Genomic DNA, 26,821 nt, shown 5'->3' with positions numbered 1-26,821 from the left:
CCCGGACCCCGCGCTGCCCGCGTGGCGGCTGCTCCTCGGATATGTACGACCGCACCGGTGGACGCTGTTCGCGGGGGCGGTGCTGGCGCTCGTCACCGGGGCCACGGGGCTGCTGCTCCCGCTCGTGGCCCGCGGCCTGATCGACGACCTGGCGCACGACCGGCCCCTTACGGGGGCACTGCTCGGCATGTCGGGGCTCGTGCTCGGCAATGCGGCGCTGGGCGGACTGGGTTCGTACGTGCTGCGGCGCACCGCCGAGTCGGTGGTGCTCGGTGCGCGGCGCACCCTGTCGTCGTATCTGCTGCGTCTGCGGATATCCGCCCTGGACCGCACCGAGCCCGGCGATCTCATGGCCCGTATCACCTCCGACACGACGCTGCTGCGCGAGGTCACCACGGACTCGCTGGTCGGTCTCGCCACCGGTGGGCTGACGCTGGTCGCGACGCTGGTGATGATGGGCCTGGTGGACGTGGTGCTGCTCGGTGTCACGCTCGCCGTGGTGCTGGGCGCGGGCACCGTGCTCGGGGTGATCGTGCCGCGCATCAACCGGGCGAGCCGGCAGGCGCAGGACGCGGTCGGTGCGATGGCCGCGTTGCTGGAGCGGATCCTCGGCGCGCTGCGCACGGTCAAGGCGTCGGGTGCGGAGTACCGCGAGGAGGCGGCCGTCCACGCGGCGGCGGAGGAGTCGTGGCGGCAGAGTGTGCGGGCCGCCAAATGGGAGGCCGCCGCAGGGAACACGGCGGGCCTCGCGATGCAGATCGCCTTCATCACCGTGCTGGCGGTGGGCGGCGCGCGGGTGGCGACCGGCTCGATCAACGTGGGCACGCTGGTCGCGTTCCTGCTCTACGTCTTCTATCTGATGTCGCCGATCCAGCAGGTCGTCGGCGCGATCACCCAGTACCAGACCGGTTCCGCCGCCCTTGCCCGTATCCAGGAGGCGCTGCGGCTGCCCGCCGAACCGCCCGCGCGGCCCGCGTCGTTGCCGTCGCCCGGCGCGCGACCGGCCGCCGTCGTCTTCGAGGAGGTGCGCTTCCGGTACGGCGACGATCTGCCGTATGTGCACCACGGGGTGACCTTCGCGGTGCCGGCCCGCGGGATGACCGCCTTCGTCGGTCCCTCGGGTGCGGGCAAGACGACCGTGTTCTCGCTGATCGAGCGGTTCTACGACCCGGAGTCGGGCACCATCACGGTCGACGGCCGGGACGTCGCCGAGTGGGAGCTGCCCGAACTGCGCTCCGCCATCGGCTATGTGGAGCAGGACGCGCCGGTGCTGTCCGGGTCGCTGCGGGACAACCTGCTGCTCGGCAACCCCGAGGCGGACGACGCCGAGGTCACGCGTGTGGTGCGCACGACGCGGCTGGACGGTCTGGTGGGGCGTCTTCCCCAGGGGCTCGACACCCTGGTCGGGCATCGCGGGACCAAGCTGTCCGGCGGGGAACGCCAGCGTGTCGCGATCGCCCGCGCGTTGCTGCGACGACCGCGACTGCTCCTGCTGGACGAGGCGACCTCGCAGCTCGACGCGGTCAACGAGGCGGCGCTGCGGGACACCGTCGCGGATGTGGCGCGGTCGACGACGGTCCTCGTGGTCGCCCATCGGCTGTCCACCGTGACGGCGGCCGACCGTATCGTCGTCATGGACGCGGGCCGTGTCCGCGCGGTCGGAACCCATCGCGATCTGGTGGCCGCGGACCCCCTGTACGCCGAACTGGCCGCGACCCAGTTCCTCGCGGCGGGCGACTGAGGGCGCCGCGGCGAGGCTCGGGGCGGCTCAGGTCTCCGGGTGTGCGGCGGTGAGGATCTCCTGGGCGGCCTCGTCGTCGACGGAGTGCGCGAGGAAGTCGTCGACCATGCGGTGGAAGAGGGTGGCGAGCTGCCTCAGTTCCTCGGGCGACCACGCTGAGAGGGCTGCCTGCATGCCACGGACGCCGGTCTCCCGGATGCGGTCTATGGCCTCCTGACCCAGGGAGGTGAGTTCCACGCGGTGGGCGCGGCGGTCGTCCGGGTCCGGCACCCGGCTGACGTAGCCCGATTTCTGCAGCTGCTGCACCTGCCGGGTGACGTGCGAGGCCTCGACTCCGAGCCGGTTGGCCAGTTCGCCCGGGCGCAGCGGCTCGGAGTCGGCGATCTGCCGCAGCAGGGCGACGGCGGCCCGGTCGAGCGGCACACCCGCGAGTGCCATCAGCCGGTCGTGCTGTCGGGCGCGCGTGCTCAGATACGTGATGCGGTTGAGCGCTCGCTCGATCTCGATCACTTCCGGAGAGGCGGGGGCGGAACGCGGCTGTGAGGTGGCCATACGCCCGAGTTTACCATATCGTTGACTAAGTCAAGTAAATTGGCCGCGCGGTCCCGCACCGGGCCGGCCGTGCTCGGCCAGCCGTCCGACCTCGTATCCCCGCTGCTCGCAGGTGTCGAGGAGCAGCGGCAGCGCGCCCAGCGCCGACCGCCAGGCGCCCGGGGCGGAGGTGCAGTCGGAGTCGTGCAGCAGGACGGTCCCGCCGCCGTCGAGGTCGGCCGTGACCGTGCGGTGGACGGAGTCCGGTGTGGCGTGGGCGGTCCAGTCCTCGCCCCAGCAGGTCCACAGCACGGGGGTGAGATCGAGACGGCGGGCGGCCAGATGCGCGGCGGCCGACATGATGCCGTAGGGAGGCCGGAAGAGCTGCGGCTGCCGTCCCGTGATCGCGCCGACGGTGTCACGGGCGCGGGCGAAGTCGTCGTAGGTGGCGCGCGGGCCGCGCAGCAGCAGCGGACGGTGCAGCCAGCCGTGGACGCCGATCTCGTGGCCCGCCGCGTCGATGTCGCGGACCAGACCGGGAGAGCGGTGCGCCTGGTTGCCGAGCAGGAAGAAGGTGGCGTGCACGCCGCGGTCGGCGAGCAGCCGCAGAAACAGCGGGGTGGACACCGGGTCGGGACCGTCGTCGAAGGTGAGGGCCACATGACCGGTCCGGCCGCGGCCGGACAGACGGGGCATGACGCGGTTGCGCAGCGGGCCGAAGGTGGAGACGACGGGCGCGACATGGACGGCGGCGAGGACGGGCAACGCGGCACGGGCGGCAGCGCGCACCAGGCGAGCGGCGGTCATGCGTCGGATCCCTCCGGTCGGAGCCGTACGGTGGTCACGAGCGGTGTCCCTCCGGTCGGGGCCCTGGCCCGGTGCGGGGCCGACCGGGATCACGATCCAGGATGACAGCCGGGTGGCGGCGCGGCGCGCGCCGCGTCAGCTCGGGTGATAGAGCGAGATCAGCAGTTCGGTCACGGACTGCACCGCGGGGTGCGGATCGTCCCGCCACCAGGTGAGCCGGACGGCGATGGGCTCGGCGTCACGCACCCGCCGGTAGACGACCCCGGGCCGGGAGTACTGGTTGGCGGTGGACTCCGCCGTCATGCCGATGCGCCGGCCGGTGGAGATCGCGGCCAGCCAGTCGTCGACGTCGTGTGTGGCCTCGGTGGCCGGGCGGGCGTCCGGCGGCCACAGCTCCGCGGTGGTGGTGCCGGTGCGGCGGTCCACCAGCAGGGTGCGTCCACTCAGGTCTCCGAGGCGTACCGAGCGGCGCCGGGCCAGCGGATCGTCGGCGGCCATGGCGCACAGCCGCCGCTCCAGCCCCACGATCGCCGAGTCGAAACGCCGGTCGTCCACCGGTCTGCGCACCACCGCGAGGTCGCATGCTCCTTCCGCCAGCCCGGCCGTCGTCGAATTCACGCGTACGAGGAGCAGTTCGGTCGCCGGATGCTGTTCACGCCAGCGCCGCTGGAAGGCGAGCGTGTGGCGGCCGAGCGCCGACCAGGCGTAGCCGATCCGCAGCCGGGCGGGGCCGGAGGTCGCGTCCCGGACCAGTTCGTCCAGCTCGGCGAGCACCCGCCGGGCGTGCGCCATGACGCGCACCCCGGCGGGGGTCGGGGTGACCTCACGGGAGGTACGGCGCAGCAGTCGTACGCCCAGCGAGCGTTCGAGCGAGGCCAGCGTGCGGGACACGGCCGCCTGGGAGACGCCGAGAGCGATGGCCGCGTCGGTGAAGGTGCCCTCGTCGACGATCGCCAGGAGGCACCGCAGCTGCCGCAGTTCCACGTCATGCATGACTCAAGCGTATGGGTGGCTCGATGCATGCATTTTTCGCATGCTTGCCGCCCTCGCACCATCGGAGCATGCACGCAGCATCCGCAGACCCCGCGGCGCCCGCCGCAGGCCGGACCGATCCCCCGGTCACCGGGCCGCAGTCCGCCGGTACGAGCCCGGCCGGTGTCGTCACCATGGTCGGCAGCGCTCTGTCCAATCAGACGGGCGCCGCGATCGGGTCCCTCGCCTTCCCCGTCCTCGGGCCGCTCGGCGTCGTCGCGGTGCGGCAGTACGTCGCGGCGCTCGTCCTGCTGGCGGTCGGCCGACCCCGCCTGCGGTCGTTCACCTGGCCGCAGTGGTGGCCGGTGCTGCTGCTCGCCGTGGTGTTCGGGACGATGAACCTGTCCCTGTACAGCGCCGTCGACCGGATCGGCCTCGGGCTCGCGGTGACCCTGGAGTTCCTCGGCCCGCTCGCCATCGCCCTGACCGCGTCACGGCGCCCGGTCGACGCGTGCTGTGCGCTGATCGCGGCGGCGGGCGTCGTCGTCCTGATGCGCCCTCAGCCGTCCGCCGACTACGTGGGGATGGGCCTCGGCATCCTCGCCGCCTGCTGCTGGGCGGCGTACATCGTGCTCAACCGTGTCGTCGGCCGGCGCGTCCCCGGGGCGCAGGGCCCGGCGGCCGCGGCGGCCGTGTCCGCCCTGCTGTTCCTGCCCGTCGGGGTCGTCGTCGCGCTTCGGCACCCGCCGACCGCGGACGCGGCCGGGTGCGCGGTCGCGGCCGGTGTCCTGTCCTCCGCGGTGCCCTATCTCGCGGATCTGTTCACGCTGCGGCGCGTCTCGGCGCCCGCGTTCGGACTGTTCATGAGCGTCAATCCCGTGCTGGCCGCGATCGTGGGGCTGATCATGCTCGGCCAGCGGCTGGGCGGCATGGAGTGGGCGGCCATCGGGGCCGTCGTGGCCGCCAACGCGGTCAGCATCGCGGCCGGGCGGCGCTGACGGGGCCCACCAGGAGCTCGGTCGACGGCTGTGCACGACGGGACGTGAGCAGGGGCCGGTCCCCCGGCCCCCCCTCGTCAGAGCGACGGGCCGCCCGGGGCGGTCTCACGCACCGCGGCTCCCGCAGCGGATGTGCCGGCCGCGCCGGTCCCCACGGCCTCCCGCCAGGCCGCTCCGGACGCGATGGCCTGCCGCCAGTGCCGGATCGCCTTCGGCGGCATCCCTGCGGCGACGACGCCCGTCACCCGGTCACCGGTGCGGTACACCGCCAGGAATCGCCGTTCGGCCAGAGCACCCTCCACTACGGCGATCTCGTCATGGCCGCGCAGATGGCCGTAGGCCTGGATCTTCAGCTCGTACTGGTCGGACCAGAAGAACGGCACGGGTGCGAACGGTCTGCCCGGTCCGGCCGCGAGCAGGTTGCGGGCCGCGGCCATGCCCTGCTCGGCCGCGTTGGTGCGATGCTCGATCCGCATCGACACACCGAACAGCGGGTTGTGCCAGCGGGCCACGTCCCCGGCGGCGTACACGTCCGGCGCCGCCGCGCAGTACTCGTCGCAGACCACTCCGTCGTCCACCGCCAGACCGCTGTCCGCCAGCCAGCCGGTGTTGGGCAGCGAGCCGATCGCGACCAGGATCTCGTCGGCCTCGACCACCTCGCCGTCCGCGAGCCGTACCCCCTCTTCGGTCACCTCCGTCACCGTGACCCCGGTGCGCAGTTCCACCCCGTGGTCCTGATGGGCCTGTGCCAGCACGCGTCCGACGTCCTCGCCGACCGCGTGGGCGAGCGGCACCGGCGCCGGTTCCAGCAGGGTCACCCGGGCGCCGAGCCCGCGGGCCGCGGCGGCGGCCTCCGCCCCGAGGAACCCGGCGCCGACCACGACCAGCCGCCGGCCGGGGGCGAGCCCGTCCCGCAGGGTCAGCGCGTCGTCCAGGGAGCGCAGGACGTGCGCGCCCTCGCCGGGCAGCCGGCGCGGGCGAACTCCGGTGGCGATGACCAGTCCGTCGTACGCGACCGTGGAGCCGTCGGCCAGCCGGACCGCTCGGTCCGCCAGGTCCAGCCCCGTCGCCGCGACGCCCAGTCGCAGATCCAGGCCGAGTGCGCGCAGATGGCCGGGCGTGCGCAGCATCAGCCGCTCCGGCTGCCATGCGTCGGCCAGCAGTTGCTTGGACAGGGGCGGCCGGTCGTAGGGCGCGTGGCGTTCGTCGCCGACGAGGGTCAGGGTGCCCTCGTACCCCTCGCGGCGCAGTGTCTCGACCGCGGCGAGACCCGCGGCCGACGCGCCGACGACCACGATGTGCCTCACTGCGCCGCCGCCCGGATCGTGGGGGCGGCGCGCAGGGCGCTCGGCTGGTCCTGTTCCATCCGTATGTTCCCTTCCCCATTCGTCGGACTCATCTGGTGCCGGTCGGTCGGATCGCTCGGTGCATCGGGTGCGTGGTCGGACATGAACGGCCGCCAGCAGAGCGACAGTTCGGGGACACCGTAGTCCGACTCGGCCTGTGGGAACGGGAGTTCGTTCACGGCGTAGCGGCAGCCCTTTTCCGTCCCCCCGGCCGCGTGCGCAACTCCCGCGTCTCAGGCGTCTCAGGCGCGATTCGTGACCGGTGCCAGCCAGATGCCGACGATCGCGTCGACCAGGCCGCTCGCGGCGTCGCCCCAGGTGGCACGAGGGGTGGGCGTGCCCTCCGCCAGGGCGCGTTCGCGTTCGGCGGGCAGATGGAGTATCAGCTCCCGTGCCATGGCGCTGCGTTCGGCCCGGATCTCGGGCGGCAGATCGGGCAGACAGCGGTGCAGTCCGTCGAGCACCTGCCGCAGTGACGGCGAGGAGAGGGACTCTTCGACCATGATCGCGTGCATCGCCGGATCGGTCATCACCTGGGCGCAGAACCGGGCGTACCAGGTGGGGCTGCCCAGCGCCGCAAGATGCTCGGGGAGGGGACGCACCAGACAGGACACCCAGTCGCGTACGTCCGTGGAGTCGCCGTTCTCGGCCAGCAGCCGCAGGCGCACGTCCTCGATGCGTGCGGCGTGTTTGCGGACGATCGCGCGGACCAGGTCGGCCTTGGTGCCGAAGTGGTAGCCGACCGCGGTGTTGTTGCCCTGGCCCGCGGCCTCGCTGACCTGACGGTTGGACACGGCGTGCACCCCGCGCTCGGCGAACAGCCGCTCCGCTGCGGTGAGGATCAGCTCGCGCGTCGCGCCGACCTGTTCCGCCCGTACCGTCCTGCCGGCCATGGTCACCACCCCACCGGGACTTGAGGCGGTCCTCCGGCGGCCAGTCCCGCGAACGGCCGGAGGTCCTCGACCGGGGTGGCGAGGTCCACGGGCGGAAGCCTACGCAACGGCGGCACCCCGACGATCCGCCGGCGCCCGGGGATCCGGGCGGCTCGCGGCCGTTTCGGCGTCCCCGGGCCCTGCTCAGCACATCCAGGCGCGGTACGACAGCACCTCACCCGCCTTGAGGCCGTACTCGCGGTCGGCCCGGGTCGCGGTGCTCTCCAGGCCCAGTACCGCGCCGGTCACCGGATCCAGGATCAGCATCCCCCGGCCCGCGTGGGCGGCGTCGTCGTACACATGCGCCTGCCCCGGGCGGCCCAGCCGGTCGGTGACCGCGCCGACCGGGCGCAGGCCCTTGGCGTCGGCGAGGACGCGGACCAGGGCGGCGTTCTCCCGCGAGCCCAGCGTCCAGTTGTCGAGCAACTCCGAGACAGCGCTGACCAGTTCGGGGGTGTTCATCGTGGTGGTGGTGTCGATCTCCGCCAGATAGGCGCGCAGGGCCGCGGCCGTGTGCGGGGGCTGTGCCTGGGGCGGGGCGTCGCTCCAACTCGGCCAGTAGGTCTTCCGGCTGAGGACATGCCCGTCCTCGACCGTGCGCGGGGCGCCGTCGGCGTCGGTGATGACAGGTCTGCCCGGATGCCGGGGGTCGGTGGCCACGACGAGTTCGGTGTGGCTGCCGTCCGCCCGCCAGCGGACCACGCGCTCCTCGGGCAGGGTGATCGGGGGTCGGGACCCGGGGCCGCTGCTCAGGCCCAGGCTCCAGGTCTGCACATGGGTGCCCTGACGCAACGGCAGCGAGCCGTGCGCCGCGGCCACCCGGTCGGCGAGTTCCCTCAGAGGCAGGGGGGAGGAACCGGCCCGCACGGTCAGCGGGCGGGGCGCGGCCACGGCGGGCGTCGTGGCGGGACCGGACAGCAGCAGGGTGGCGGCGCCCGCGGCGACGGCACCGGCCGCGGCGAGGGACCAGGCCCAGCGGCGTACATGCCGGGTACGGCGCGCGGGTGTGCCGCTGCGCACCAGATGGCGCAGCCGGCGCTCGGCCTCATGGCCGAGGGGGCCGTCCTGGTAGCGGAGGTCCGAGGCGGGCACGGGATCGGCGCGGCGCAGCAGGGTGAGTTCGTCGGGCAGGGCGGCCCGCTGGGCCCGCGTGTCGTGTCCGTCAGCCACGGTCGTGCTCCTTCGGGGTGTCGTGCCGGGGCGCCATGGCGCGGGCTGGTGCGATCGGGGTGTCGCGGTCGGGCGCTACGGCGCGGGAGGGTGCGGGCGGAGGCTCCGCGCCGCCGGAGGATGCCGTCAGCGCACCATGGCCGGCGGGGAGGGCGTCGGGGTCGGTGCCTGTCGCGGCGCCGGGCACCCGAGGGATCCGCGTACGGTCGATCTCCGCTCTCAGGCGTCTGCGTGCCCGGTGCAGGCGCATCGCCGCCGCTCGGCCGCCGCAGCCGAGCGCCACGGCCACCTCGTCGATGCCGAGTTCCTCCCAGGCCGTGAGACGCAGCACCTCCTGGTCCGCCGGGGACAGCCGCGCCAGTGCCTCGTGCACCCAGCCGCCGGGGGTGTCCGCGTCGGGGCTCGCCACGATCTGCCGCCCGTGCGCGGTCTCGTCGTTGCCCAGCCGGTCGAGGAGCCGCCGCCGGCGGCCGTGGCCGCGCACGGTGTTGGCCAGGCAGTTGCGCGCCACGCCGTACGGCCAGGGCAGGGGGGAGGCCGGCAGGTCGGCCCGGTGTCGCCAGGCCACGGTGAACACCTCGGCCACCACTTCCTCGACGTCGCCGCTGCCGTCGAGCCGTCGCGCGACATAGCGGCTGACCGCCCAGTAGTGCGCGCGATAGGCAGCGGCGAAGTTCTCGTCGTCGCTCATGTTCCGTTGGTGTCCGGCAGGTTCGGGTACGTCACACCCCTCGGTGTGACCCTTGTCGCGTTCCCCGGGTGTGACGGCCCGCGGGGAGGCGGACACAGGCGGGGCATGGAGAGCAACACTGTCACGACGCGTCCGGCGCTGCCCACCGCGCTCGCGCGACGTCCGGGAACCGCCGCGGTGGCGTGGCTGACCACCACCGACCACAAGACGATCGGCACGCTGTATCTGGTCACGTCGTTCGCGTTCTTCTGCATCGGCGGGGTGGTGGCCCTGCTGATGCGCGCGGAGCTCGCCCGGCCCGGTCTGCAGATCATGTCGAACGAGCAGTTCAACCAGGCGTTCACGATGCACGGCACCATCATGCTGCTGATGTTCGCGACGCCGCTGTTCGCCGGTTTCGCCAACTGGATCATGCCGTTGCAGATCGGCGCCCCCGATGTGGCGTTCCCGTGGCTGAACATGTTCACGTACTGGCTCTATCTGCTCGGCTCACTGATCGCCGTGGGAGGCTTCCTCACCCCGCAGGGGGCCGCGGACTTCGGCTGGTTCGCGTATGCGCCGCTGTCGGACGCGGTCCGCTCGCCGGGTGCCGGCGCCGACATGTGGATCATGGGTCTGGCCCTGTCCGGCTTCGGCACGATCCTCGGGTCGGTCAACTTCATCACCACGATCGTCTGTATGCGCGCCCCCGGAATGACGATGTTCCGGATGCCGATCTTCGTGTGGAACGTGCTGCTGACCGGTGTGCTCGTCCTGCTGGCCTTCCCGGTCCTGGCGGCCGCGCTGTTCGCCCTGGAGGCGGACCGGCGGTTCGGCGCCCATGTCCTCGACGCGGCCAACGGCGGAGCCCTGCTGTGGCAGCACCTCTTCTGGTTCTTCGGACACCCGGAGGTGTACATCATCGCCCTGCCGTTCTTCGGCATCATCAGCGAGGTCATCCCGGTGTTCTCCCGTAAGCCGATGTTCGGTTACATGGGCCTGGTCGGCGCGACGATCGCCATCGCCGGTCTGTCCGTGACGGTGTGGGCGCACCATATGTACGTCACCCGTGGCGTGCTGCTGCCGTTCTTCTCCTTCATGACGTTGCTCCAGGCGGCGGTCATGGATGGCCGCGCCGCGGCGGAGCGCTTCACCGATTCCCTGGTGTGGCTCACGGCCACCGAACGGGAGGAGCTCCAGGAGCGTTTCACCCATGAGTATCTGGCGCTAGCCCGCCGCTCCTGGCAGCAAACCGCACGGCGCGGCACGGAACTGCGCGCCGAGTACGAGGACAGATACCGCGCACTGCGCCGCAGGCTGTGCGCGGGTTGTCTGCTCGGTGCTGCGCTCGCCGTCGCGGCCGCTGTGCTGGCCGTCGTGGCGGGGTGAGGGCAGTCCGGCCGCTCAGGCGTCCGGCCGCCAGTCGGCCGGGCGCAGGATGGCGAGCAGTTGCCGGACCAGTTCGTCCACGATCTCGTCGAGGGTCGCCTCCATCCAGCCGGCCCGCCAGTCGTGCAGCAGGCCGTTGACGCTGCCGATGAACGCCGTCGCCGCGATCCGGTAGTCGCGCGGCGCCGCCTCCCCGCGCTCGGCGGCCAGGGCGGCCTCGGCACAGATGAACTCCACCCACCGGGACCGGCGTTCCAGCCGCTGTTCCTCCAGCCGCGGGCTGACGCCGATGATCTCGACGAAGGTGATCCGGATCCGCCGCGGATCGGAGGTGACGTCGGCCGCGTACGCCCCGAAGACCGCGGCGGCGCGCTCGGCGAGCGGGAGGTCGCGGGCGCGCGCGAGAGCGGCTGCCGCGGCCTGCTCCGCCCAGTCGTTGACCTGGAGGTGCAGGGCGGCCAGCACGTCCTCGAGGGTGTGGAACTGCTCGTAGAACTGGCGTGTCGACAGCCCCGCCGCCTCGCTCAGCGCCGCGACGGTGGTGCACCGGTAGCCGGGGCTGTCGCCGAAGAGCTGCAGCGCGGCGTCCAGAAACCGCCGACGCCGCTCGGCCTGCCGTTCCTCGGCCGACTTGCCTCCGTAGCGCCCCGTGGGCTGTCTGAGTCTGCCCGTCACGCACTCCCCCGCGTCACTCGCTGATGCGTTCGCCTCTCGCTCAATTTTGTCGCGTGCGGAGTCTTGTGAAGAAGGCGGGACCCTCCTTACTTTCCAGTAAGTCATTCTGAACGCGCACGTATTCAGAATCGGCGACCCGCACCACCCGGCCCCGCCGGGCACCGCACCCGATCACATTGTCATGCTCGCACCAGGTCCAGGTGGCCTCCGCCACCCTCCCTCGACGACAGGACCCCCACCATGCCTGCCTTCAGACCCCGGTACCTGCTCGCCCTGTCCGCCGCCCTCGCCCTGACCGCCGGCGGGACGGCGTCGACGGCCTCGGCGCAGGACTCCTCCACCGCGCTGCGCGAGGTGATGTTCGTCGGCAACAACTGGGACGGCACCGCCGACGTCATCAAGTCGAGCGGCGACTTCGCGAAGATCGGCCGCGTCGACGTGATCCCCGACAAGGCCGAACGGATGGCGGAGATCAACGCCGATCCCATCAAGTGGATCTACTTCATGGCCATCCGCAACAGCGTCGGCGAGGGGCACGACCAGTTCGTCGACGACATGTACTCCACGCCGGACGGCAGGTCGATGGTCGTCTCCCGGCCGAGCTTCGCCGATGTCGTGTCCATCGATCTGGCCACCGGGAAGATCAACTGGCGTTTCCCCGTGGCCGGTTACCGCGCCGACCACATGGCGGTCTCCCCCGACGGCACCCGGGTCGCGGTCTCCGCCTCCACCGCCAACAAGGTGCAGGTCCTCGACATCAACAGCGGTCAGGAACTGGGCGAGTTCGCCACCGGCGACAAGCCGCACGAGAACATCTTCACCAAGGACGGCAAGTACATCTGGAACATGGCCATCGGCGACGTCAACACCTCGCTCGACGACCCGGCGTGGGACTGGACCAAGGGCGACCGTCACATCACGGTCGTGGACGCCCACACCTTCAGGCAGGTCAAGATCATCGACATGCGCAGCCGGCTCGACGCCATCGGGCTGAAGGACTTCTCCGACGCGGTCCGCCCCGCCGTGTTCACTCCGGACGAGTCCAAGCTGTACTTCCAGGTGTCGTTCTTCAACGGCTTCCTGGAGTACGACGTGGCCGCCGACAAGATCACCCGGGTGAAGACCCTGCCGAAGAACCCGGCGACCAGCGAGGACCGTACGACCTGGGTCAACGACTCACGCCACCACGGTATCTCGATGAACCCGTCCGGCACCAAGCTGTGCGTCGCGGGGACGATGGACGACTACGCCACCGTCGTCGACCGCGCCACCCTCCAGGAAGGCCCGCTCGTCACCGCCTCCAAGCCCTACTGGGCGACCGTGAGCGGGGACGGCAAGGACTGCATCATCTCGGAGAGCGGCGCCGACCAGGTCACCGCGATCGACTTCGCGACGGGCGAGAAGGTCGTCTCGGTCCCGGTCGGCGACCACCCGCAGCGGGTGCGTCTGGCCCATGTCCCGGAGGACTGGACGGGTCCCCTCCGCTAGCTGATCTCCTTCGCCGCCCACGCCGACAGCTCCGTCCGCGCCGCGCTCAGCAGCGACGCGGACGGGGCCGTCGCTCCGTTCGTGACCAGCGCCCAGTGCACGCCCGCGGGGCCGGAGGCGGTCAGCAGAAGCCGCTTGCCGCCCGCGCCGCCAGGTTCGTCCGCCACGGCGATCGGGTTCGACCCGGTGTACGCGGGCAGCCCCGCCGCGGTGCCGAGGTCGGAGACCACCGTGGTGGACGCGGCCGGGAAGGAGGCGGGCAGATGCAGCTCCGTGGGCGCGGCGGAGCCGTCCGAGCGCCAGACCAGCAGGCCGTACTGGCCCGAGCCCACCAGCTGCGCCGCGTCGGGGAGCGAGGCCGGGACCGGGTTCCAGGTCAGGGTGGTGGAGCCGTCCCGGGAGCGGTCCTCGTAGGTGAAGGCGAGCGTCGTCCCGGAGGTGGCGCTCGGGTAGAGCCGGTCCAGCAGCCGGGCGTCCTGGCGCAGCTCCGGGGAGCCGGAGTCGTCGAGGGCGACCGCCGAGAGATCCTCCCCGTTCCAGGCGTCGCCCGAGGTGAGGACCTTGCCGGGGTTGCCGTTCATCGCCTCGTGGTGGCGGCCGCTGTAGAGGTCCCACTGCCACTGGGTGCCGGACAGCACCGGTCCGGAGGCCGCCGGGTCGCTCCACCAACTCGCCCCCGGCAGCCGGGAGTCGAGGGCCTGGTACATCGCCTTCACCACGGTGGGCGCCTTGTCGGAGACCGTGCCGGACAGCGGATGGCCGAACTCGCTGACGACAGCGGCCGTACCCAGCGCGGCGGCCCGGTCGCGCACGGTGGCGAAGTCGCCCGCGTACTGCCCGTCCCCGGCCTTGCCCCACATCAGGATGCCGGAGATGGCCTTCTGGTCGTAGAAGTGGGTGTTGAAGACGTAGCGCGATCCGAGCGTGCCCGCGCCGAGGAGCCCTCCCTCCTGCTTCTGGCTGGAGATGTTGGCGTTCCAGAAGAGGTTGGGCTCGACGAAGGCCGGTTTGTCCTGCCAGCCGGCCGCGTCCATGCGCGCGCTGAACCGCTCGTAGAACGGCAGGAGCACGTCCTGCTCCCAGGTGCGGCTCGTCTGACCCGAGTCGTAGGTGCCCGCGTACGGCTCGTTGTACGGGTCGAAGCCCATGACGCCCGCGAACTCGTCGTCGGTCAGATGCTGGGCGAGGTACGCCATGGTCTGCCGGGCGGTGGCGAGGAAGGCGTCCTGCACGCCGTACGCGTTGTGCCAGAAGTCGTACGAGGCCTTCGTCACCGCCTGGTTCTGGGTGATGTTCTGGCCCCAGAAGAGGCAGATCCCGCAGAACTCCGTGGGGTGGTTCCCGGCGTCCACGGCCCACTGCGGGGCACCGTCACCGGTGTACCAGCTGCCTTCGTCGAACAGATGGCGCGAGTAGAGGTCCTGGTGGAAGTCGGGCAGAACGCGGATCCCGGCGCTGAGGAACGGGCGCATCTGGTCCGTGACCGCGGCGAGATAGGCCGTGTCGGTGCGGCCTCGTACGGGCTCGGCGTGGGCCCACGAGAGCAGGAAGCGGACCGTGTTGCCCCCGCCCAGGGTGCGCAGGGCGGCCGCGGACCTCCTCGCGTCGGCGACCGAGGCGAAGGGCAGTCCGCCGTTCTCCTCCAGCTTGGTCTCGCCGGAGACGTTGTAGCCGCGCAGCACGACCTCGCGGCCGAGGCCGTCGGTCAGCCGACCGTCCCGGACGGTGAGGGCGGACCAGGCCCGGGCGTCGAACCAGAGGGAGTCCGGGAGTGCGGCGGCGGTCACGGGATGCCCGCCCGTCGCCGCGAGCAGACCGGTGAGCGACACGAGAACGCCGAGCAGACGCGCGCACAGTTTTGCCATGTCCATTACAATCGGATGGGAAGCCGCGAGGCGTCAACTCCCTTGTCACTACTGCCTGTTGGGACGCTACGTACGTGGGGGCAGGCGGTGCAGTCGTACGTCCCTGAGCTCGCCCTCGGTCACCGTCGCGGTCATGTACGTGCAGTGCGGCTGGCGGCGCCGGTCGGTCGGGGAACCCGGGTTGAGCAGCCGCAGGCCGGTGTCCGTGGTGGTGTCCCACGGGATGTGGCTGTGTCCGAAGACCAGCGCGTCGAGATCGGGAAAGCGCGCGGCGCAGCGGGCCTCGCGCCCCTGGGCGGCGCCGGTCTCGTGGACCACCGCGAGGCGCAGACCGTCGAGGTCGGCACGGGCCACCTCGGGCAGCCGGGCACGCAGGGCGGGACCGTCGTTGTTGCCGTGGACGCCGATCAGCCGCGCGGACCGGCTCTCCAGCAGGTCGAGCGTGGCGACGTCCACCCAGTCACCGGCGTGGATCACGACGTCGGCACGCGGGAGTTCGGCGAGGAGCTGCGGGGGCAGCTCCCTGGCCCGCCGGGGGACGTGGGTGTCGGACATGAACAGCAGACGCACGACGTCAGGGTGTCATGACGGCACGACCGGGGGTGCCGCCCGCACCGGGGACGCGTCCACGGTCATGCGCAGGCCGCGCGGTCGTGTCCACGGACGGTCGCCGTCAGGTGCGGGCACTCGTCGGCGCCTGTTCGAGGAGGATGTCCGCCCACACCTGCTTGCCGCCGCTGACCGGGAGCGTCCCCCAGGCCGCGGCCACGGCCTCGACGAGCAGGATGCCCCGGCCGCCGGTGGCCTCCCAGCCGATGCTCGTCGGTTTGACGGGCGAACGCGGTGAGGCGTCCGCGACCGCGACGCGCAGCCGGTGGTTGAGCAGGGTGAGGTCGAGGCGCACCCGGCCGTCGGTGTGCACGAGGGCGTTGGTGACGAGTTCGGAGACGACGAGGAGCACGGTGTCCACGTCGTCCGTCGCCACGCCCCAGGCACGCAGATAGCGCCTGGTGAAGCGCCGGGCGTGCCGGACCGCCTCGGGGACGCGCCACACCGTCCAGGTCTCGCGCAGCGGGCGCACCGCCATGCCGTCGTAGCGGACCAGGAGGAGGGCGACGTCGTCGCTGCGGTTGGCGTCGGCCAGCAGCGCGTCCGCGACGAGCCCCAGGTGCCCGGGATCGGCGGCGGACAGTTCCCGGGCCAGTCGCACGAGTCCGTTGTCGAGGCTGGTCTCTGCGGTCTCCACCAGGCCGTCCGTGGTGAGGGCGATGATCGTGCCAGGCTGCAGCCGCAGCTGGGTCATCGGGTACTCCGCCTGGTCGACGACGCCGAGGGGCGGGCCGCCCTCCGCCTCGACGATCTCCGCTCTGCCGTCCGGGTGGCGCAGTACCGGCGGGATGTGTCCGGCACGGACACACCAGGCGGTCCCCTCCTCCATGTCGACGTCGACATAGCAACAGGTGGCGAAGAGATCGGACTCCATCTCCACGAGGAGCCGGTTGGCGTGCGAGACCACGACGTCAGGGGGGTGGCCCTCGGCGGCGTACGCGCGCAGGGCCGTGCGCATCTGGCCCATGAGGGTGGCGGCTCCGGCGTTGTGACCCTGCACGTCGCCGATGACGAGGGCGGCGTGGTTCTCGGGCAGCGGGATCACGTCGTACCAGTCACCGCCGAGTTCCAGGCCCGCGGTGGTCGGCAGATAGCGGGCCGCTGCGTCGGCGCCCGGCAGCCGGGGCAGGCGGCGCGGAAGAAGGGCGCGCTGGAGCATGCCGATCAGTTCGTGTTCGGCGTCGAAGGCGTGGGCACGTACGAGCGCCTGTCCGGCGAGGCCCGCGGCGGCGGTGAGCAGGGCGCGCTCGTCGGGGGTGAAGTCGTGCGGGCTGTCCCAGCCGATGAGGCAGGCGCCCGCCGTCCGTCCGCCCGCGGGCAGCGGCAGCACGACCAGGCCGCCGGGCCCGACCTCGGCGAGCGCGGGTTCCAGGTCCGTGCCGGCGGGCCAGATCCCCGCGCGGCCCTCGCGCAGCGCGGCGGCGAGGGTCGGCATGGCGCGTACGGGGGCGTCGGGCCACTCGGTGCGCCATTCGGTGCGCCACAGCTCGGGCCAGGCCTCCGGTTCGGGCGGGTCGAGGACGGTGACGACGAGCCGGTCGGACTCCAGCTCGGCCAGGGCGATGCGGTCCGCCTCCAGCGGGGTGCGCAGGGCGGCGACCACGGCGCCGCTGACATCGCGGACGGTGCCCGCCATGGCGAGGGCCGCGGCGAGCCGCTGGATACGGGTGACGTCACTGACGGCGGGGCGCAGCTTCGAGGCGTCGGCGACCGTACCGACGAGCCGGGCCGGCCGTCCCTCCTCCGCGGGCAGCAGCCGCCCGCGCAGCCGCAGCCATCTCGGCGCGCCGGAGGGCTGGAGGATACGGAACTCCAGTTCCCGGTCGCCGACGGAGAGGCGGTCGGGTTCCACGACGGACATCAGGGCCGGCACGTCCTCCGGCACGGTCCGGGCGAGCAGGGTCTCGACCCTGCCGTCGAACGCGTCCGGTTCGATGCCGTAGAGGTCCAGCACCTCGCCGTCGACCTCGACCCGGCCGGTGTCCACGGTGAGCGCGTACGAGCCGCCGACCGGCCGGGCGGTACCGTCCGTGTCCGGCGCGGGGCCGGTGACGGCCTCGGTGACGAGCTGGAGGCACTCGCGGTCCTCGGCGTCGAAGCCGTCCGGATGGTCGGTGACGGCGGCCAGACAGCCGCCGTCGCGCAGCGGCAGGATCCCCAGCCAGAAGTCCGGGTCCGGCAGCCGGCCCGGGTCGGAACAGCGGCCGAGGTCCTCCGGCGCGAGCCAGAGGGGCTGCCCGGTGCGGTGGGCGTCCGCCAAGGGGGACCCCGCGGGGAGCGGGTGGATGTCGCGCAGCCCGTACAGGGTCCTCGGCACGCCGACCGCCTCGGTCAGCCGGACCCCGTCCCCGTCCTCGTTCGGGGTGTAGACAGCGACGAGGGTGGCCGTCGTGAAGGCCAGGGCCTGTTCGAGGACGCGGCGCAGCCGCTCGCGCGGTTCGAGATCGGCGGTGAGCGTCTTGAGGGCAAGTTCCGCACGCTGCGTTCTCGTTCTGCGTCCCGCAGCGCCCTCACTGCCCACTCTGCAATTACAGCGCTTCTGCCGCTGCAGCGCAGCCCCTCTGCGCGTGTCGGCGCAGCTCCTTGTGCGTGTCGTTATCCCGGGGCGCCGACGGACGGTCGCGGCGGAGGCCGGCGGGGTGCGATGTGTCCCGGTTCCTGGGGCGCAGTCCGCCGCCGCCTGCCTGCGGCCGGAACAGGGCCGCGCCGCACTCGGACAAGTTCGAGATCGGCGTTCCGGCCACCACACCGCCCACGAGAGGTGCCAGGTGTCCGGACTCACCCGAGGTGGGGCTGCTTCGCGGTCGCGAACGTTTCGGATCGCATCGCCGGCCGACGTGGAACGGTCCGGCCCTCCCGCCGGAGGGCCGGACCGCGACGCACTGATTCAGGGGCTCAGTGGCTCGTCAGCGAGGAGCCGTCGGCCGCGCCGTTGCCCTGCACCTGCCCGGGCTGCTCACTGCCGGACTGGTCGGCCGCGCCGCCCGTCTGCCGGCCGGCGCCGCTCTGGTCGCCGGGGCTGGCGCTCGCCTGACCGGCCCCGCTCTGGTCACCCGTACCGGCACCGGCACCGGCACCGCTCTGGTCACCGGCACCCGCACTGGCGGTGCTCTGGTCACCGGGGCTCGCGCTCTGGTCACCCGCGCCCGCGGCGCCACCCCCGCCCACCGCGCCACCCGCGCCGAGGGTCGCGCCGGTCGCCTTGAGCGCCGCGGTCACCGGCTGGAAGAAGGTCTCGCCGCCGGCGGTGCAGTCGCCGCTGCCGCCCGAGGTCAGACCGACCGCGCTGCCGTCCTGGGTGAACAGGGAGCCCCCACTGTCGCCGGCCTCGGCGCAGACGTTGGTCTGGATGAGCCCGGTGACGGTGTCGACGCCGCCCGGCACGGTCTCGCTCTGGAAGTTGACGGTGGCGTCAAGTCCGGTGACGGTTCCGTCGTGCAGACCGGTGGTGCTGCCCATCCGGAAGACCTGCTGGCCCACCACCGCGTCCGCGGCCTGGTTGATCTGGACCGTCTGCCCGTTGCCGGCGTTGACCTCGCTCGGTGCCTGGGTCTTGGGGTCGTTGTACTTGACCAGCGAGAAGTCGCCGTTGCCGGGGAAGGTGGCCTGGTCGACGGTGGCGATCGGCTGCCCGTTCTGGGAGTCGGACCACTGCTTGGCCGCGACGCCGCAGTGGCCGGCCGTCAGGAAGGCCGGGGTGCCGTCGCTCGCGGTGACGTTGAAGCCGAGGGAGCAGCGGACGCCACCACCGTTGGCCTGGGCGAAGATGGCGTCACCGCCCGACACCAGCGTCTTGAACGAGCCGCCGGACTTCTTGAGGGTCGCCATGCCGGAGCCGAGGCTCTTGACGGTCGACTCCACCTTGTCCCACTTGGCGCCGGTGACGCTGCTGTCGGCGCTGACCTGGATCTTGTTGGTCTTGGGGTCCACGGACCAGGCGGTGCCGGGGACCGTGGCCTGCGCCTTGAGCGTCCTGGCGGCGGCCTGGAGCGCGGCGGTGCTGTTCTGCACCTTGTTGGGGATCGCGCCGGCCTTTCTGATGGTGTCGATGACATTGCTGTCGTTGCCGACCACATTGACGACGATCTGCTGCTTGTCGGCGTTGTAGTACGAGCCGGCGAAGGCATCACCCAGCTGGGCGGCGATCTGCGAGGCGAGGCCCGAGACGTCGTTCGCCTTGAACGTCTTCGGAGTGGCGTCCGACGAACCCGTCTGGGACGCGTTGGCGTTGGGCAGCAGGAGGGCCGCCGCTCCGAGCGCCGCCACGCTTCCCACCGCGATCGCGGCCTTGCGCTTGGGTATGCGTTTGTGACTCAACTCTTTACCTCCTGGGGACGGGGGTGGTTCGCCGCCGTCCGGCAGCTGTCTGGGGCGCCTGGATGCCTGTTGATACGCACGTGTCATGAGGGGTGTTCAACCGGGCTGACATCTGGCCGAGTTGGCGTATGCGAAAGCGTGAAATAGGTGGCAAACGCGTCTGCGGGGCCCCGGACGAGGGTACGGAATCGCGCATGACGCCAGCCGAAGCCGACAAGATCCTCGCCGGCAGCTTCGCCCCCTGGGTGCAGGACCTGGGACTCGCCGTGGTCGAACTGGACGAGCGGCGGGCCGTGCTGCGGCTGCCCTGGTCCACCCGCCTCGCCCGGGAGGGCGGCGCGCTGTCGGGGCAGGCCCTGATGGCCGCGGCCGACACGGCCACCGTGATCGCGGTGTCGGCGGCGCGCGGCGGCTTCGTCCCCATGACGACCGTCCAGCAGTCCACCAGCTTCCAGCGCGCGGTCGTGGACACGGATGTACTGGTGGAGGCGGTCCTCACCAAACTGGGCAGGCGCATGGCGTTCGCCGACATCACGATGACCTCGGGCGACACGGCCACGATCGCGGCACGGGCGAGCACGGTGTACGCGCTGCTGGGCTAGCCCCCTGGAGGACAGTCGGAGGCGGGCACCGTACGGACGGCCCTCACAGGCACCGCACGGGACACCGCTACAGGCTCGCACGCACACGCTTCGCGCCCGCCCGGTGACGTTCGGTTCAGCTCCAGGAGCGGAATCCCGGCTTCAGGGAATCTGCACACTGATTGCGCAATCGGGTCACCGTGCACTGCGGATCTGCACACTCGCGCGCCGGGGTCCGCGCCATTGGACCAGGAGTGTCCTATTCGGATTCCGGGCCACAAGCGGCCGGGGACGCCGAAGGGCCGTCGCATGTGAAGAAGTGGCCGACGCGGCGTGCGCGCACCTGCACGGATCCGCGTGTCGGAATATCAATTGCCCTGGTGAGAGCGTTGGTTGATTGGAAGAGCCGGGCTCCGGCGTGCTTTGATCCGTTGCACCGCGGGGGCCGCCCCATGGGGCCCGGGGACGGGTTCCCGGCATCCGCGGGCGCGGCCGACCGTCTGTCCCCAGAAGGGGGCCGCTCTCCCCCTTGTGAATATCCATATGAAGGGAAGTTCCATCATGAACTCCACCCCCCAGGTTGCGACCGCCGAGATCTCGGACGCCGAGCTGGACGCCGTTTCCGGCGGCCTGCAGATCAACGCCGTTGGCACCGCCACCGGCCTGGTGGATGGCATCGCCCCGGTTTCCGGCCTCGTGGGCACGGCCGTCGGCACGGTCGAGGGTGTCACCGGCCTGAACGCCGCCCCGGTCACCCAGCTGGTCGCGGGTCTCTGATCGCACCTGTGTGCCGTTGAGTCCCGGAACCGTCCCCCGGTTCCGGGACTCTCGGATGCCGTAAATCTCTCCGAACAGGTGAGGGAAAGTTCCGTGCAGTTCCGCCAACAGGCCCTCGCCAAGCTGCAGTCGCCCGAAGAGCTGGATCTCCCGGTGCGCTTCGCCCGCCCCCAGGGCTGGCTCGTGCTCACCGTGACGGTGGTCGCCATGGCCGCAGCGTCCGTCTGGGCCGTCACCGGCTCGGTGACCTCCACGGTCGGCGCGCCGGCCATCCTCACGCATGGCGAGGGCAGCTACGTCCTGCAGAGCCCGGTCGCCGGACAGGTCACCGCGGTCCTCGCCCGGGAGGGCGAACAGCTCCCCGCGAACGCGCCCGTGGTGAAGGTGCACACGAGCGAGGGCGACTCCGTGGTCCGCACGGTCGCCGCGGGCCGCGTCACCGCGCTCGCCGCCACCATCGGCCAGATCATCCAGACCGGGACGAACGTCGCCTCGGTGGAGAAGGTGGCCCACTCCTCCGACCCGCTGTACGCGACGGTCTACGTGCCCGCCGAGAACGCCGCCGCCATCCCCGCGAACGCCTCCGTCGACATCACCGTCCAGTCGGTGCCGACCCAGCAGTACGGGGTGCTGCGCGGTCATGTGAAGTCCGTGGACCGGGCGCCCCAGTCGGCACAGCAGATCGCCTCGTTCCTGGGCGACGGCCAGCTCGGGGAGCTGTTCACCAAGAAGGGCCGCCCGGTGGCCGTCCTGGTGCGGCTCGACAAGTCCTCCGGCACGAAGAGCGGCTACCGGTGGTCGTCCGTGGACGGCCCCCCGTTCGCCCTCACCTCCATGACCCTGGCCTCCGGTTCGATCCGCATGGCCGATCAGCGTCCCGTCGATTGGCTCCTGCCGTGACCGCTCCCTCGGACACCCTGCCCCCGGTACGGGGCAGACGCCGCGCCACGCCGCCGAAGCGCACGGTGCCCAAGGGCCGGACGAAGACCGTCCGCACGCCCACCGTGCTGCAGATGGAGGCGGTGGAGTGCGGCGCCGCATCCCTGGCCATGGTGCTCGGGCACTACGGCCGGCACGTCCCTCTCGAAGAGCTGCGCATCGCCTGCGGTGTCTCCCGCGACGGCTCACGCGCCAGCAACCTCCTCAAGGCGGCCCGCAGTTACGGCCTCACGGCCAAGGGCATGCAGATGGACACGGCCGCGCTCGCCGAGGTGCGGGCGCCCGCCGTCCTGTTCTGGGAGTTCAACCACTACGTCGTCTACGACGGCATGGGGCGCCGCTTCGGCCGCCGCGGCGTGTACGTCAACGACCCCGGCAAGGGCCGCCGCTTCGTGCCCATGGAGGACTTCGACACCAGCTTCACCGGGGTCGTCCTGGTGATGGAGCCGGGCGAGGACTTCACCCGGGGCGGGCGCAGGCCGGGCGTCCTCGGCGCCATGCCCGCCCGGCTGCGCGGCACCTCGGGCACGATGCCCGCCGCGATCCTCGCGAGTCTGCTGCTGGTGGTGGTGGGCGCCGCGATGCCGGCGTTGAGCCGCACCTACATCGACATGTTCCTGATCGGCGGGCAGACCTCGCTGCTCGGTGTGCTGTTCGCGTCGATGGCCGCGTGCGTGCTGCTCACGATCGTGCTGACCTGGTTGCAGCAGGCCAATCTGCTGCGCGGCCGGATCATCTCCTCGACGCTGTCCAGCGCCCGCTTCCTGCGCCATCTGCTGCGCCTTCCGGTGACGTTCTTCGCCCAGCGCAGCCCGGCCGACCTGGTGCAACGCCTCCAGTCCAACGACGCGGTCGCCGAGACCCTGGCCCGCGACCTCGCGGCGGCCGGCGTGGACGCGGTCGTCGTCGTGCTCTACGCGGTGCTGCTGTACACGTACGACCCGCAGCTGACCTTCGTCGGCATCGGCGTCGCGCTGCTCAACGTGGTGGCGATGCGAGTGGTCGTACGGCTGCGGGCGACGCGCACCGCGAAGCTGCGCGCGGACAACGCCCGGCTCACCAACACCGCGTACACCGGGCTCCAGTTGATCGAGACGATGAAGGCGACCGGCGGCGAGGACGGCTACTTCCGCAAGTGGGCGGGGCAGCACTCCACCACGCTGGAGGAACAGCAGCGGCTCGGGGTGCCGAGCGCCTGGCTGGGGGTGGTCGCGCCGACGCTCGCCACGCTCAACAGCGCGCTGATCCTGTGGATCGGCGGACTGCGGGCGGTCGAGGGCCATATCTCGGTCGGTCTGCTGGTGGCCTTCCAGGCACTCGTCACCCGGTTCACCGCGCCGATCACCCGGCTCAACGGGGTCGCGGGCCGGATCCAGGACTTCGCCGCGGACGTGGCCCGCCTGAAGGACGTGGAGAACTTCCAGGCCGACCCGCTCTACGGCCGCTCCGGGCGCGGTGAGTCGACCCGCCGGCTGCACGGCCATGTCGAACTGGAACACATCACCTTCGGCTACAGCCCGCTGGACAAGCCGCTGCTGAACGGCTTCAGCCTGACGGTCGGCCCGGGTCAGCAGGTGGCGCTGGTCGGCGGCTCGGGCAGCGGCAAGTCGACGGTGTCCCGGCTGATCTCGGGCCTGTACACGCCGTGGGAGGGCGAGATCCGCATCGACGGGCGGCGCTTGGAGGACATCCCGCGCGGCGCGCTCGCCGCCTCGGTCTCCTTCGTCGACCAGGACGTCTTCCTCTTCGAGGGCACGGTCCGGGACAACGTGGCGCTGTGGGATCCCTCGATCCCGGACGACGCGGTGGTCGCGGCGCTGCGGGACGCGGCCCTGTACGACGTGGTGATGCGCCGCCCCGGCGGCATCCGCAGCCGGGTCGAGCAGGACGGGCGGAACTTCTCCGGCGGGCAGCGCCAACGCCTGGAGATCGCCCGGGCGTTGGTGCGCGATCCCAGCATCCTGGTCCTCGACGAGGTGACCAGCGCCCTGGACGCGGAGACCGAGCAGACCGTGATCGACAACCTGCGCAAGCGCGGCTGCGCCTGTGTGGTGATCGCGCACCGGCTGAGCACCGTGCGCGACAGCGACGAGATCGTGGTGCTCCAGCACGGCACGATCGTGGAACGGGGGCGGCACGACGCCCTGGTGGCGGCCGGCGGGGCGTACGCCGAGCTGGTCAGGGAGCGATGAGATGACAGCGGTTCACGAGGGCGACCTCGTTCTCGGCGCGCTGGGCGCGATGGGGTCCCCGGTCGACTGCTCCGGCCTCGGCCGGCTCGACCTGGAGGGTCCTCAGGTGCTGTGGCTGGTCGCGGCCGGCGCGCTGGACCTGTTCGCGGTGGACGCCGCCGCGCAGGGACACTGGCACCACCTCGGCCGCCTGGAGGCGGGCTCGCTGCTGCTCGGCCCGGTCCCGGGACCCCAGCACACCCTGGTCGCCCGCCCGGTGCGCGACTGCGCGGTGCGCCGCATCCAGCTGCGCGAGCTGTATCAGCAGGTCGACACCCAGACCTGGTCGTACGACGAGTACGGCAACCCGCAGTACGTACCGCCGACGACGAGCCCGCTGGAGTACGCGCTCGCCCTGGGCGTCGGCCGGAGCCTGTCGATCCTCTTCCAGGCGCCGACGGCGAACGAACGGGCCGCCGAGATGACCGACGACGATGTGTTCTGGATGCAGGTGCCGCCGGGCAGTGTCCAGTACGGCTCGCTCTACGGAGCGGAGGCGGCGGCCGATCTGCTGATGGATCCCGCGGTCTGGCAGGGGATGGTCGACCAGCAGTACCGGCTCCTCACCACCCTCGACCGGTGGATCGAGCAGGTGGAGCGCAGCCACGAGACCCGTACCGCGGCCGGTATCAAGGCGGGCGAGGCGGTCCGCGCCCAGGCCGACCACACGCTGCTCGCCTCGATCGGCAGGGCGTCGGCCCGGCGCACGACGGCGGCCGACGCCGACGCCACCTACGCGGCCTGCCGGCTGGTGGCCCGCGCCGCCGGGATCACCCTGGCCGACTCCGCGGGGAGCGGCACCGAGAGCGACCGCCTCGACCCGGTCGAGCGCATCGCCATCGCCTCCCGGGTCCGCACCCGGGTCGTACGGCTGGACGGGCGCTGGTGGCGCGACGACGTCGGGCCGCTGGTGGGCCACCGGGCGCTGTCGGGCGCGCCGGTCGCGCTGCTGTGGCGGCGCGGCGGCTATGTGGCCGTCCAGCCCTCGTCGGGCCGCGAGACCCCCGTCGAGAAGGCGAACGCGGCCGAGTTCGAGCCGCGGGCCGTGATGTTCTACCGTCCGCTGCCCGATCAGCGGCTCGACCCGCTGCGGCTGCTGCGGTTCAGCATGCGCGGCACCCGGGGCGATCTGCTGGGACTGCTGCTCAGCGGTCTGGTGACCGTCGCGATCGGCGCGCTGGTGCCCATCGCCACCGGCAAGGTGCTCGGCGAGTACGTGCCGAAGGCCCAGCAGGGGCTGATCGTCCAGGTCTGCCTCGCCCTGATGGTGACCGGTGTGGTGGCCGCGGCGTTCATGCTGCTGGAGAACCTGAGCATCCTGCGCCTGGAGGGACGCATCGAGGCGACGCTCCAGCCGGCGGTCTGGGACCGGCTGCTGAGGCTGCCGACGAAGTTCTTCGCGGAGCGCTCCACCGGTGAGCTGGCGAGCGCGGCGATGGGCATCAGCGCCATTCGCCGGCTGCTCGCCGGGGTCGGTCCGGTGGTCGCCCAGTCGGTGACGGTCGGCATGATGAACCTGGGACTGCTGCTGTGGTACAGCGTGCCCATGGCACTGGCCGCGATCGCCATGCTCGTCGTCATCGCCGCCGTCTTCCTGGGACTCGGGCTGTGGCAGGTGCGCTGGCAGCGGCGACTGGTGCGGCTCGGCAACAAGCTGAACAACCAGGCGTTCCAGACCCTGCGCGGGCTGCCCAAGCTGCGGGTGGCGGCGGCCGAGAACTACGCCTACGCCGCCTGGGCCGGCGAGTTCGCGCGCAGCCGTGAGCTGCAGCAGAAGGTGGGCCGGATCAAGAACCTCACCACGGTGCTGGGTTCGGTGTATCTGCCGCTGTGCTCACTTCTGATGTTCATCCTGCTCGCGGGCCCGGCCAGGGGCGCCCTGTCGGCCGCCGACTTCCTCACCTTCAACACCTCGGTCACCATGCTGCTGACCTCGGTCACCCAGCTCACCGGCGCGTTCGTCTCGGTGGTGGCGGCGCTGCCGCTGTTCGAGGAGATCAAGCCGGTGCTGGACGCGACACCGGAGGTGCGTACGGCGAGCACCCGCCCGGGGGTGCTGTCCGGCGCGATCGAGGCGCGCCGGCTCTCGTTCCGCTACGCGGACGACGGTCCCCTGGTCCTCGACGATGTGTCGTTCGCCGTGCGGCCGGGCGAGTTCGTGGCGATCGTGGGCCCGAGCGGCTGCGGCAAGTCGACGCTGCTGCGCCTGCTGATCGGCTTCGACAAGCCGTCCTCGGGCAGCGTCCTGTACGACGGGCAGGACCTCTCGGCGCTCGACCAGTCGGCGGTGCGCCGGCAGTGCGGGGTGGTGCTCCAGCACGCGCAGCCGTTCACCGGCTCGATCCTGGACGTCATCTGCGGCACCGAGCCGTACACGCCGGAGGAGGCGATGGCCGCGGCGGAGATGGCGGGACTGGCCGAGGACATCAAGCGGATGCCGATGGGCCTGCACACCATCGTCCAGGGCAGCGGCGCCATCTCCGGCGGACAGCGGCAGCGGCTGATGATCGCGCAGGCCCTGATCCGCCGCCCGCGCATCCTGTTCTTCGACGAGGCGACGAGCGCGCTGGACAACGAGACCCAGCGCCGGGTCATCGAGTCCACGCGGGCCCTGAACGCGACCCGGATCGTGATCGCCCACCGGCTGTCCACGGTGCTGGACGCGGACCGGGTCATCGTGATGGAGGACGGGAAGGTCGCCCAGCAGGGCCCGCCGGCGGAGCTGCTCGCGGACACCCGCGGGCGGCTGCACGAACTGGTACGACGTCAGATGGCGTGAGCGG

General features: G+C 72.0%; 20 protein-coding genes and 2 pseudogenes. 9 read left to right on the top strand and 13 right to left on the bottom strand.

All coding sequences use genetic code 11. The annotated features are described in order from the left end of the window. Nucleotides 1–13: 13 nt before the first annotated feature. Nucleotides 14–1,741, top strand: coding sequence for an ABC transporter ATP-binding protein (locus ACFYX0_RS32855; RefSeq protein ID WP_388975832.1), 1,728 nt, complete (start codon nt 14–16; stop codon nt 1,739–1,741). A gap of 27 nt (nt 1,742–1,768) precedes the next feature. Here ACFYX0_RS32855 and ACFYX0_RS32850 read toward each other — a convergent pair whose 3' ends face one another. From ACFYX0_RS32850 to ACFYX0_RS32840, 3 genes are all read right to left on the bottom strand, one after another. Further along, nucleotides 1,769–2,293 carry a MarR family winged helix-turn-helix transcriptional regulator gene (locus ACFYX0_RS32850; protein ID WP_388975774.1) on the bottom strand — a complete coding sequence of 175 codons (525 nt, stop codon included), beginning with the start codon at nt 2,291–2,293 and terminating at the stop codon, nt 1,769–1,771. Nucleotides 2,294–2,323: 30 nt separating this feature from the next. Continuing rightward, entirely contained in the window at nt 2,324–3,079 is a 756-nt protein-coding gene (locus ACFYX0_RS32845) for a polysaccharide deacetylase family protein (RefSeq protein ID WP_388975771.1), read from the bottom strand. Nucleotides 3,080–3,214: 135 nt separating this feature from the next. After that, nucleotides 3,215–4,072 (bottom strand): LysR family transcriptional regulator, encoded by an 858-nt coding sequence (locus ACFYX0_RS32840; RefSeq protein ID WP_388975768.1) that lies wholly within the window; start codon nt 4,070–4,072, stop codon nt 3,215–3,217. Nucleotides 4,073–4,140: 68 nt separating this feature from the next. Here ACFYX0_RS32840 and ACFYX0_RS32835 point away from each other — a divergent pair, with 68 nt between their 5' ends. Continuing rightward, a complete protein-coding gene (locus ACFYX0_RS32835) occupies nt 4,141–5,049 on the top strand; it encodes a DMT family transporter (RefSeq protein WP_388975765.1) in 909 nt (302 codons plus the stop codon). A gap of 77 nt (nt 5,050–5,126) precedes the next feature. Here ACFYX0_RS32835 and ACFYX0_RS32830 read toward each other — a convergent pair whose 3' ends face one another. The 5 genes and pseudogenes from ACFYX0_RS32830 to ACFYX0_RS32810 all read right to left on the bottom strand — a co-directional run. Beyond that, nucleotides 5,127–6,356, bottom strand: a complete 1,230-nt coding sequence (locus ACFYX0_RS32830; RefSeq protein WP_388975762.1) for an NAD(P)/FAD-dependent oxidoreductase — start codon at nt 6,354–6,356, stop codon at nt 5,127–5,129. Further along, entirely contained in the window at nt 6,353–6,574 is a 222-nt protein-coding gene (locus ACFYX0_RS32825) for a hypothetical protein (RefSeq protein WP_388975759.1), read from the bottom strand. Before ACFYX0_RS32825 ends, ACFYX0_RS32830 begins: the two co-directional genes overlap by 4 nt. Before the next feature lie 63 nt (nt 6,575–6,637). Continuing rightward, a complete protein-coding gene (locus ACFYX0_RS32820) occupies nt 6,638–7,288 on the bottom strand; it encodes a TetR/AcrR family transcriptional regulator (protein ID WP_388975757.1) in 651 nt (216 codons plus the stop codon). Between the two features lie 183 nt (nt 7,289–7,471). Then, nucleotides 7,472–8,458 carry a CU044_5270 family protein gene (locus ACFYX0_RS32815; RefSeq protein ID WP_388975829.1) on the bottom strand — a complete coding sequence of 329 codons (987 nt, stop codon included), beginning with the start codon at nt 8,456–8,458 and terminating at the stop codon, nt 7,472–7,474. Between the two features lie 232 nt (nt 8,459–8,690). Next, a pseudogene (locus tag ACFYX0_RS32810) lies at nt 8,691–9,188 on the bottom strand (RNA polymerase sigma factor); the annotation flags it as partial. A 105-nt stretch (nt 9,189–9,293) separates the two neighbouring features. On the opposite strand from ACFYX0_RS32810, the pseudogene ACFYX0_RS32805 reads away from it, so the two are divergent. After that, nucleotides 9,294–10,283 (top strand): annotated as a pseudogene (locus tag ACFYX0_RS32805) (cbb3-type cytochrome c oxidase subunit I); the annotation flags it as partial. Nucleotides 10,284–10,571: 288 nt separating this feature from the next. Here the strand turns inward: ACFYX0_RS32805 and ACFYX0_RS32800 are convergent. Next, the gene (locus ACFYX0_RS32800; protein ID WP_388975754.1) at nt 10,572–11,231 is read right to left on the bottom strand and encodes a TetR/AcrR family transcriptional regulator; all 660 of its coding nucleotides are present in this window, start codon (nt 11,229–11,231) and stop codon (nt 10,572–10,574) included. A 240-nt stretch (nt 11,232–11,471) separates the two neighbouring features. Here ACFYX0_RS32800 and ACFYX0_RS32795 point away from each other — a divergent pair, with 240 nt between their 5' ends. After that, nucleotides 11,472–12,719, top strand: a complete 1,248-nt coding sequence (locus ACFYX0_RS32795; RefSeq protein WP_388975751.1) for a YncE family protein — start codon at nt 11,472–11,474, stop codon at nt 12,717–12,719. Here the strand turns inward: ACFYX0_RS32795 and ACFYX0_RS32790 are convergent. From ACFYX0_RS32790 to ACFYX0_RS32775, 4 genes are all read right to left on the bottom strand, one after another. Further along, a complete protein-coding gene (locus ACFYX0_RS32790; protein ID WP_388975748.1) occupies nt 12,716–14,590 on the bottom strand; it encodes a cellulase family glycosylhydrolase in 1,875 nt (624 codons plus the stop codon). The two genes, ACFYX0_RS32795 and ACFYX0_RS32790, sit on opposite strands and share 4 nt — an antisense overlap. Nucleotides 14,591–14,650: 60 nt before the next feature. Then, nucleotides 14,651–15,154, bottom strand: coding sequence for a metallophosphoesterase family protein (locus ACFYX0_RS32785; RefSeq protein WP_388975745.1), 504 nt, complete (start codon nt 15,152–15,154; stop codon nt 14,651–14,653). Between the two features lie 103 nt (nt 15,155–15,257). After that, the gene (locus ACFYX0_RS32780; protein ID WP_388975742.1) at nt 15,258–17,714 is read right to left on the bottom strand and encodes a SpoIIE family protein phosphatase; all 2,457 of its coding nucleotides are present in this window, start codon (nt 17,712–17,714) and stop codon (nt 15,258–15,260) included. A 374-nt stretch (nt 17,715–18,088) separates the two neighbouring features. After that, nucleotides 18,089–19,510: a S1 family peptidase gene (locus tag ACFYX0_RS32775; RefSeq protein ID WP_388975739.1), complete on the bottom strand. Its 1,422-nt coding sequence runs from the start codon at nt 19,508–19,510 to the stop codon at nt 18,089–18,091. 194 nt (nt 19,511–19,704) lie between these two features. On the opposite strand from ACFYX0_RS32775, the gene ACFYX0_RS32770 reads away from it, so the two are divergent. From ACFYX0_RS32770 to ACFYX0_RS32750, 5 genes are all read left to right on the top strand, one after another. After that, nucleotides 19,705–20,112 (top strand): PaaI family thioesterase, encoded by a 408-nt coding sequence (locus ACFYX0_RS32770; RefSeq protein ID WP_355912757.1) that lies wholly within the window; start codon nt 19,705–19,707, stop codon nt 20,110–20,112. A 540-nt stretch (nt 20,113–20,652) separates the two neighbouring features. After that, on the top strand, nt 20,653–20,868 hold the full coding sequence (locus ACFYX0_RS32765) for a type A2 lantipeptide (protein ID WP_355912754.1): 216 nt from the start codon (nt 20,653–20,655) through the stop codon (nt 20,866–20,868). A gap of 93 nt (nt 20,869–20,961) precedes the next feature. Further along, on the top strand, nt 20,962–21,768 hold the full coding sequence (locus tag ACFYX0_RS32760) for an HlyD family efflux transporter periplasmic adaptor subunit (protein ID WP_388975736.1): 807 nt from the start codon (nt 20,962–20,964) through the stop codon (nt 21,766–21,768). 65 nt (nt 21,769–21,833) lie between these two features. Next, a complete protein-coding gene (locus tag ACFYX0_RS32755) occupies nt 21,834–23,999 on the top strand; it encodes an NHLP family bacteriocin export ABC transporter peptidase/permease/ATPase subunit (RefSeq protein WP_388975826.1) in 2,166 nt (721 codons plus the stop codon). 1 nt (nt 24,000) lies between these two features. Next, nucleotides 24,001–26,817, top strand: a complete 2,817-nt coding sequence (locus ACFYX0_RS32750) for an NHLP bacteriocin export ABC transporter permease/ATPase subunit (RefSeq protein WP_388975733.1) — start codon at nt 24,001–24,003, stop codon at nt 26,815–26,817. The last annotated feature ends 4 nt before the right edge of the window (nt 26,818–26,821 follow it).

The organism is Streptomyces sp. NPDC002573, from assembly GCF_042889625.1.
Classification (GTDB): domain Bacteria; phylum Actinomycetota; class Actinomycetes; order Streptomycetales; family Streptomycetaceae; genus Streptomyces; species Streptomyces gibsoniae.
This window is presented reverse-complemented; position numbering and strand designations above follow the sequence as displayed.

Coding starts and splice junctions, on each gene's coding strand:
- ACFYX0_RS32820 (WP_388975757.1), bottom strand. CDS start 7,288: ATGGCCGGCAGGACGGTACGGGCGGAACAGGTCGGCGCGACGCGCGAG.
- ACFYX0_RS32765 (WP_355912754.1), top strand. CDS start 20,653: ATGAACTCCACCCCCCAGGTTGCGACCGCCGAGATCTCGGACGCCGAG.
- ACFYX0_RS32835 (WP_388975765.1), top strand. CDS start 4,141: ATGCACGCAGCATCCGCAGACCCCGCGGCGCCCGCCGCAGGCCGGACC.
- ACFYX0_RS32795 (WP_388975751.1), top strand. CDS start 11,472: ATGCCTGCCTTCAGACCCCGGTACCTGCTCGCCCTGTCCGCCGCCCTC.
- ACFYX0_RS32840 (WP_388975768.1), bottom strand. CDS start 4,072: ATGCATGACGTGGAACTGCGGCAGCTGCGGTGCCTCCTGGCGATCGTC.
- ACFYX0_RS32770 (WP_355912757.1), top strand. CDS start 19,705: ATGACGCCAGCCGAAGCCGACAAGATCCTCGCCGGCAGCTTCGCCCCC.
- ACFYX0_RS32790 (WP_388975748.1), bottom strand. CDS start 14,590: ATGGACATGGCAAAACTGTGCGCGCGTCTGCTCGGCGTTCTCGTGTCG.
- ACFYX0_RS32850 (WP_388975774.1), bottom strand. CDS start 2,293: ATGGCCACCTCACAGCCGCGTTCCGCCCCCGCCTCTCCGGAAGTGATC.
- ACFYX0_RS32845 (WP_388975771.1), bottom strand. CDS start 3,079: ATGACCGCCGCTCGCCTGGTGCGCGCTGCCGCCCGTGCCGCGTTGCCC.
- ACFYX0_RS32750 (WP_388975733.1), top strand. CDS start 24,001: ATGACAGCGGTTCACGAGGGCGACCTCGTTCTCGGCGCGCTGGGCGCG.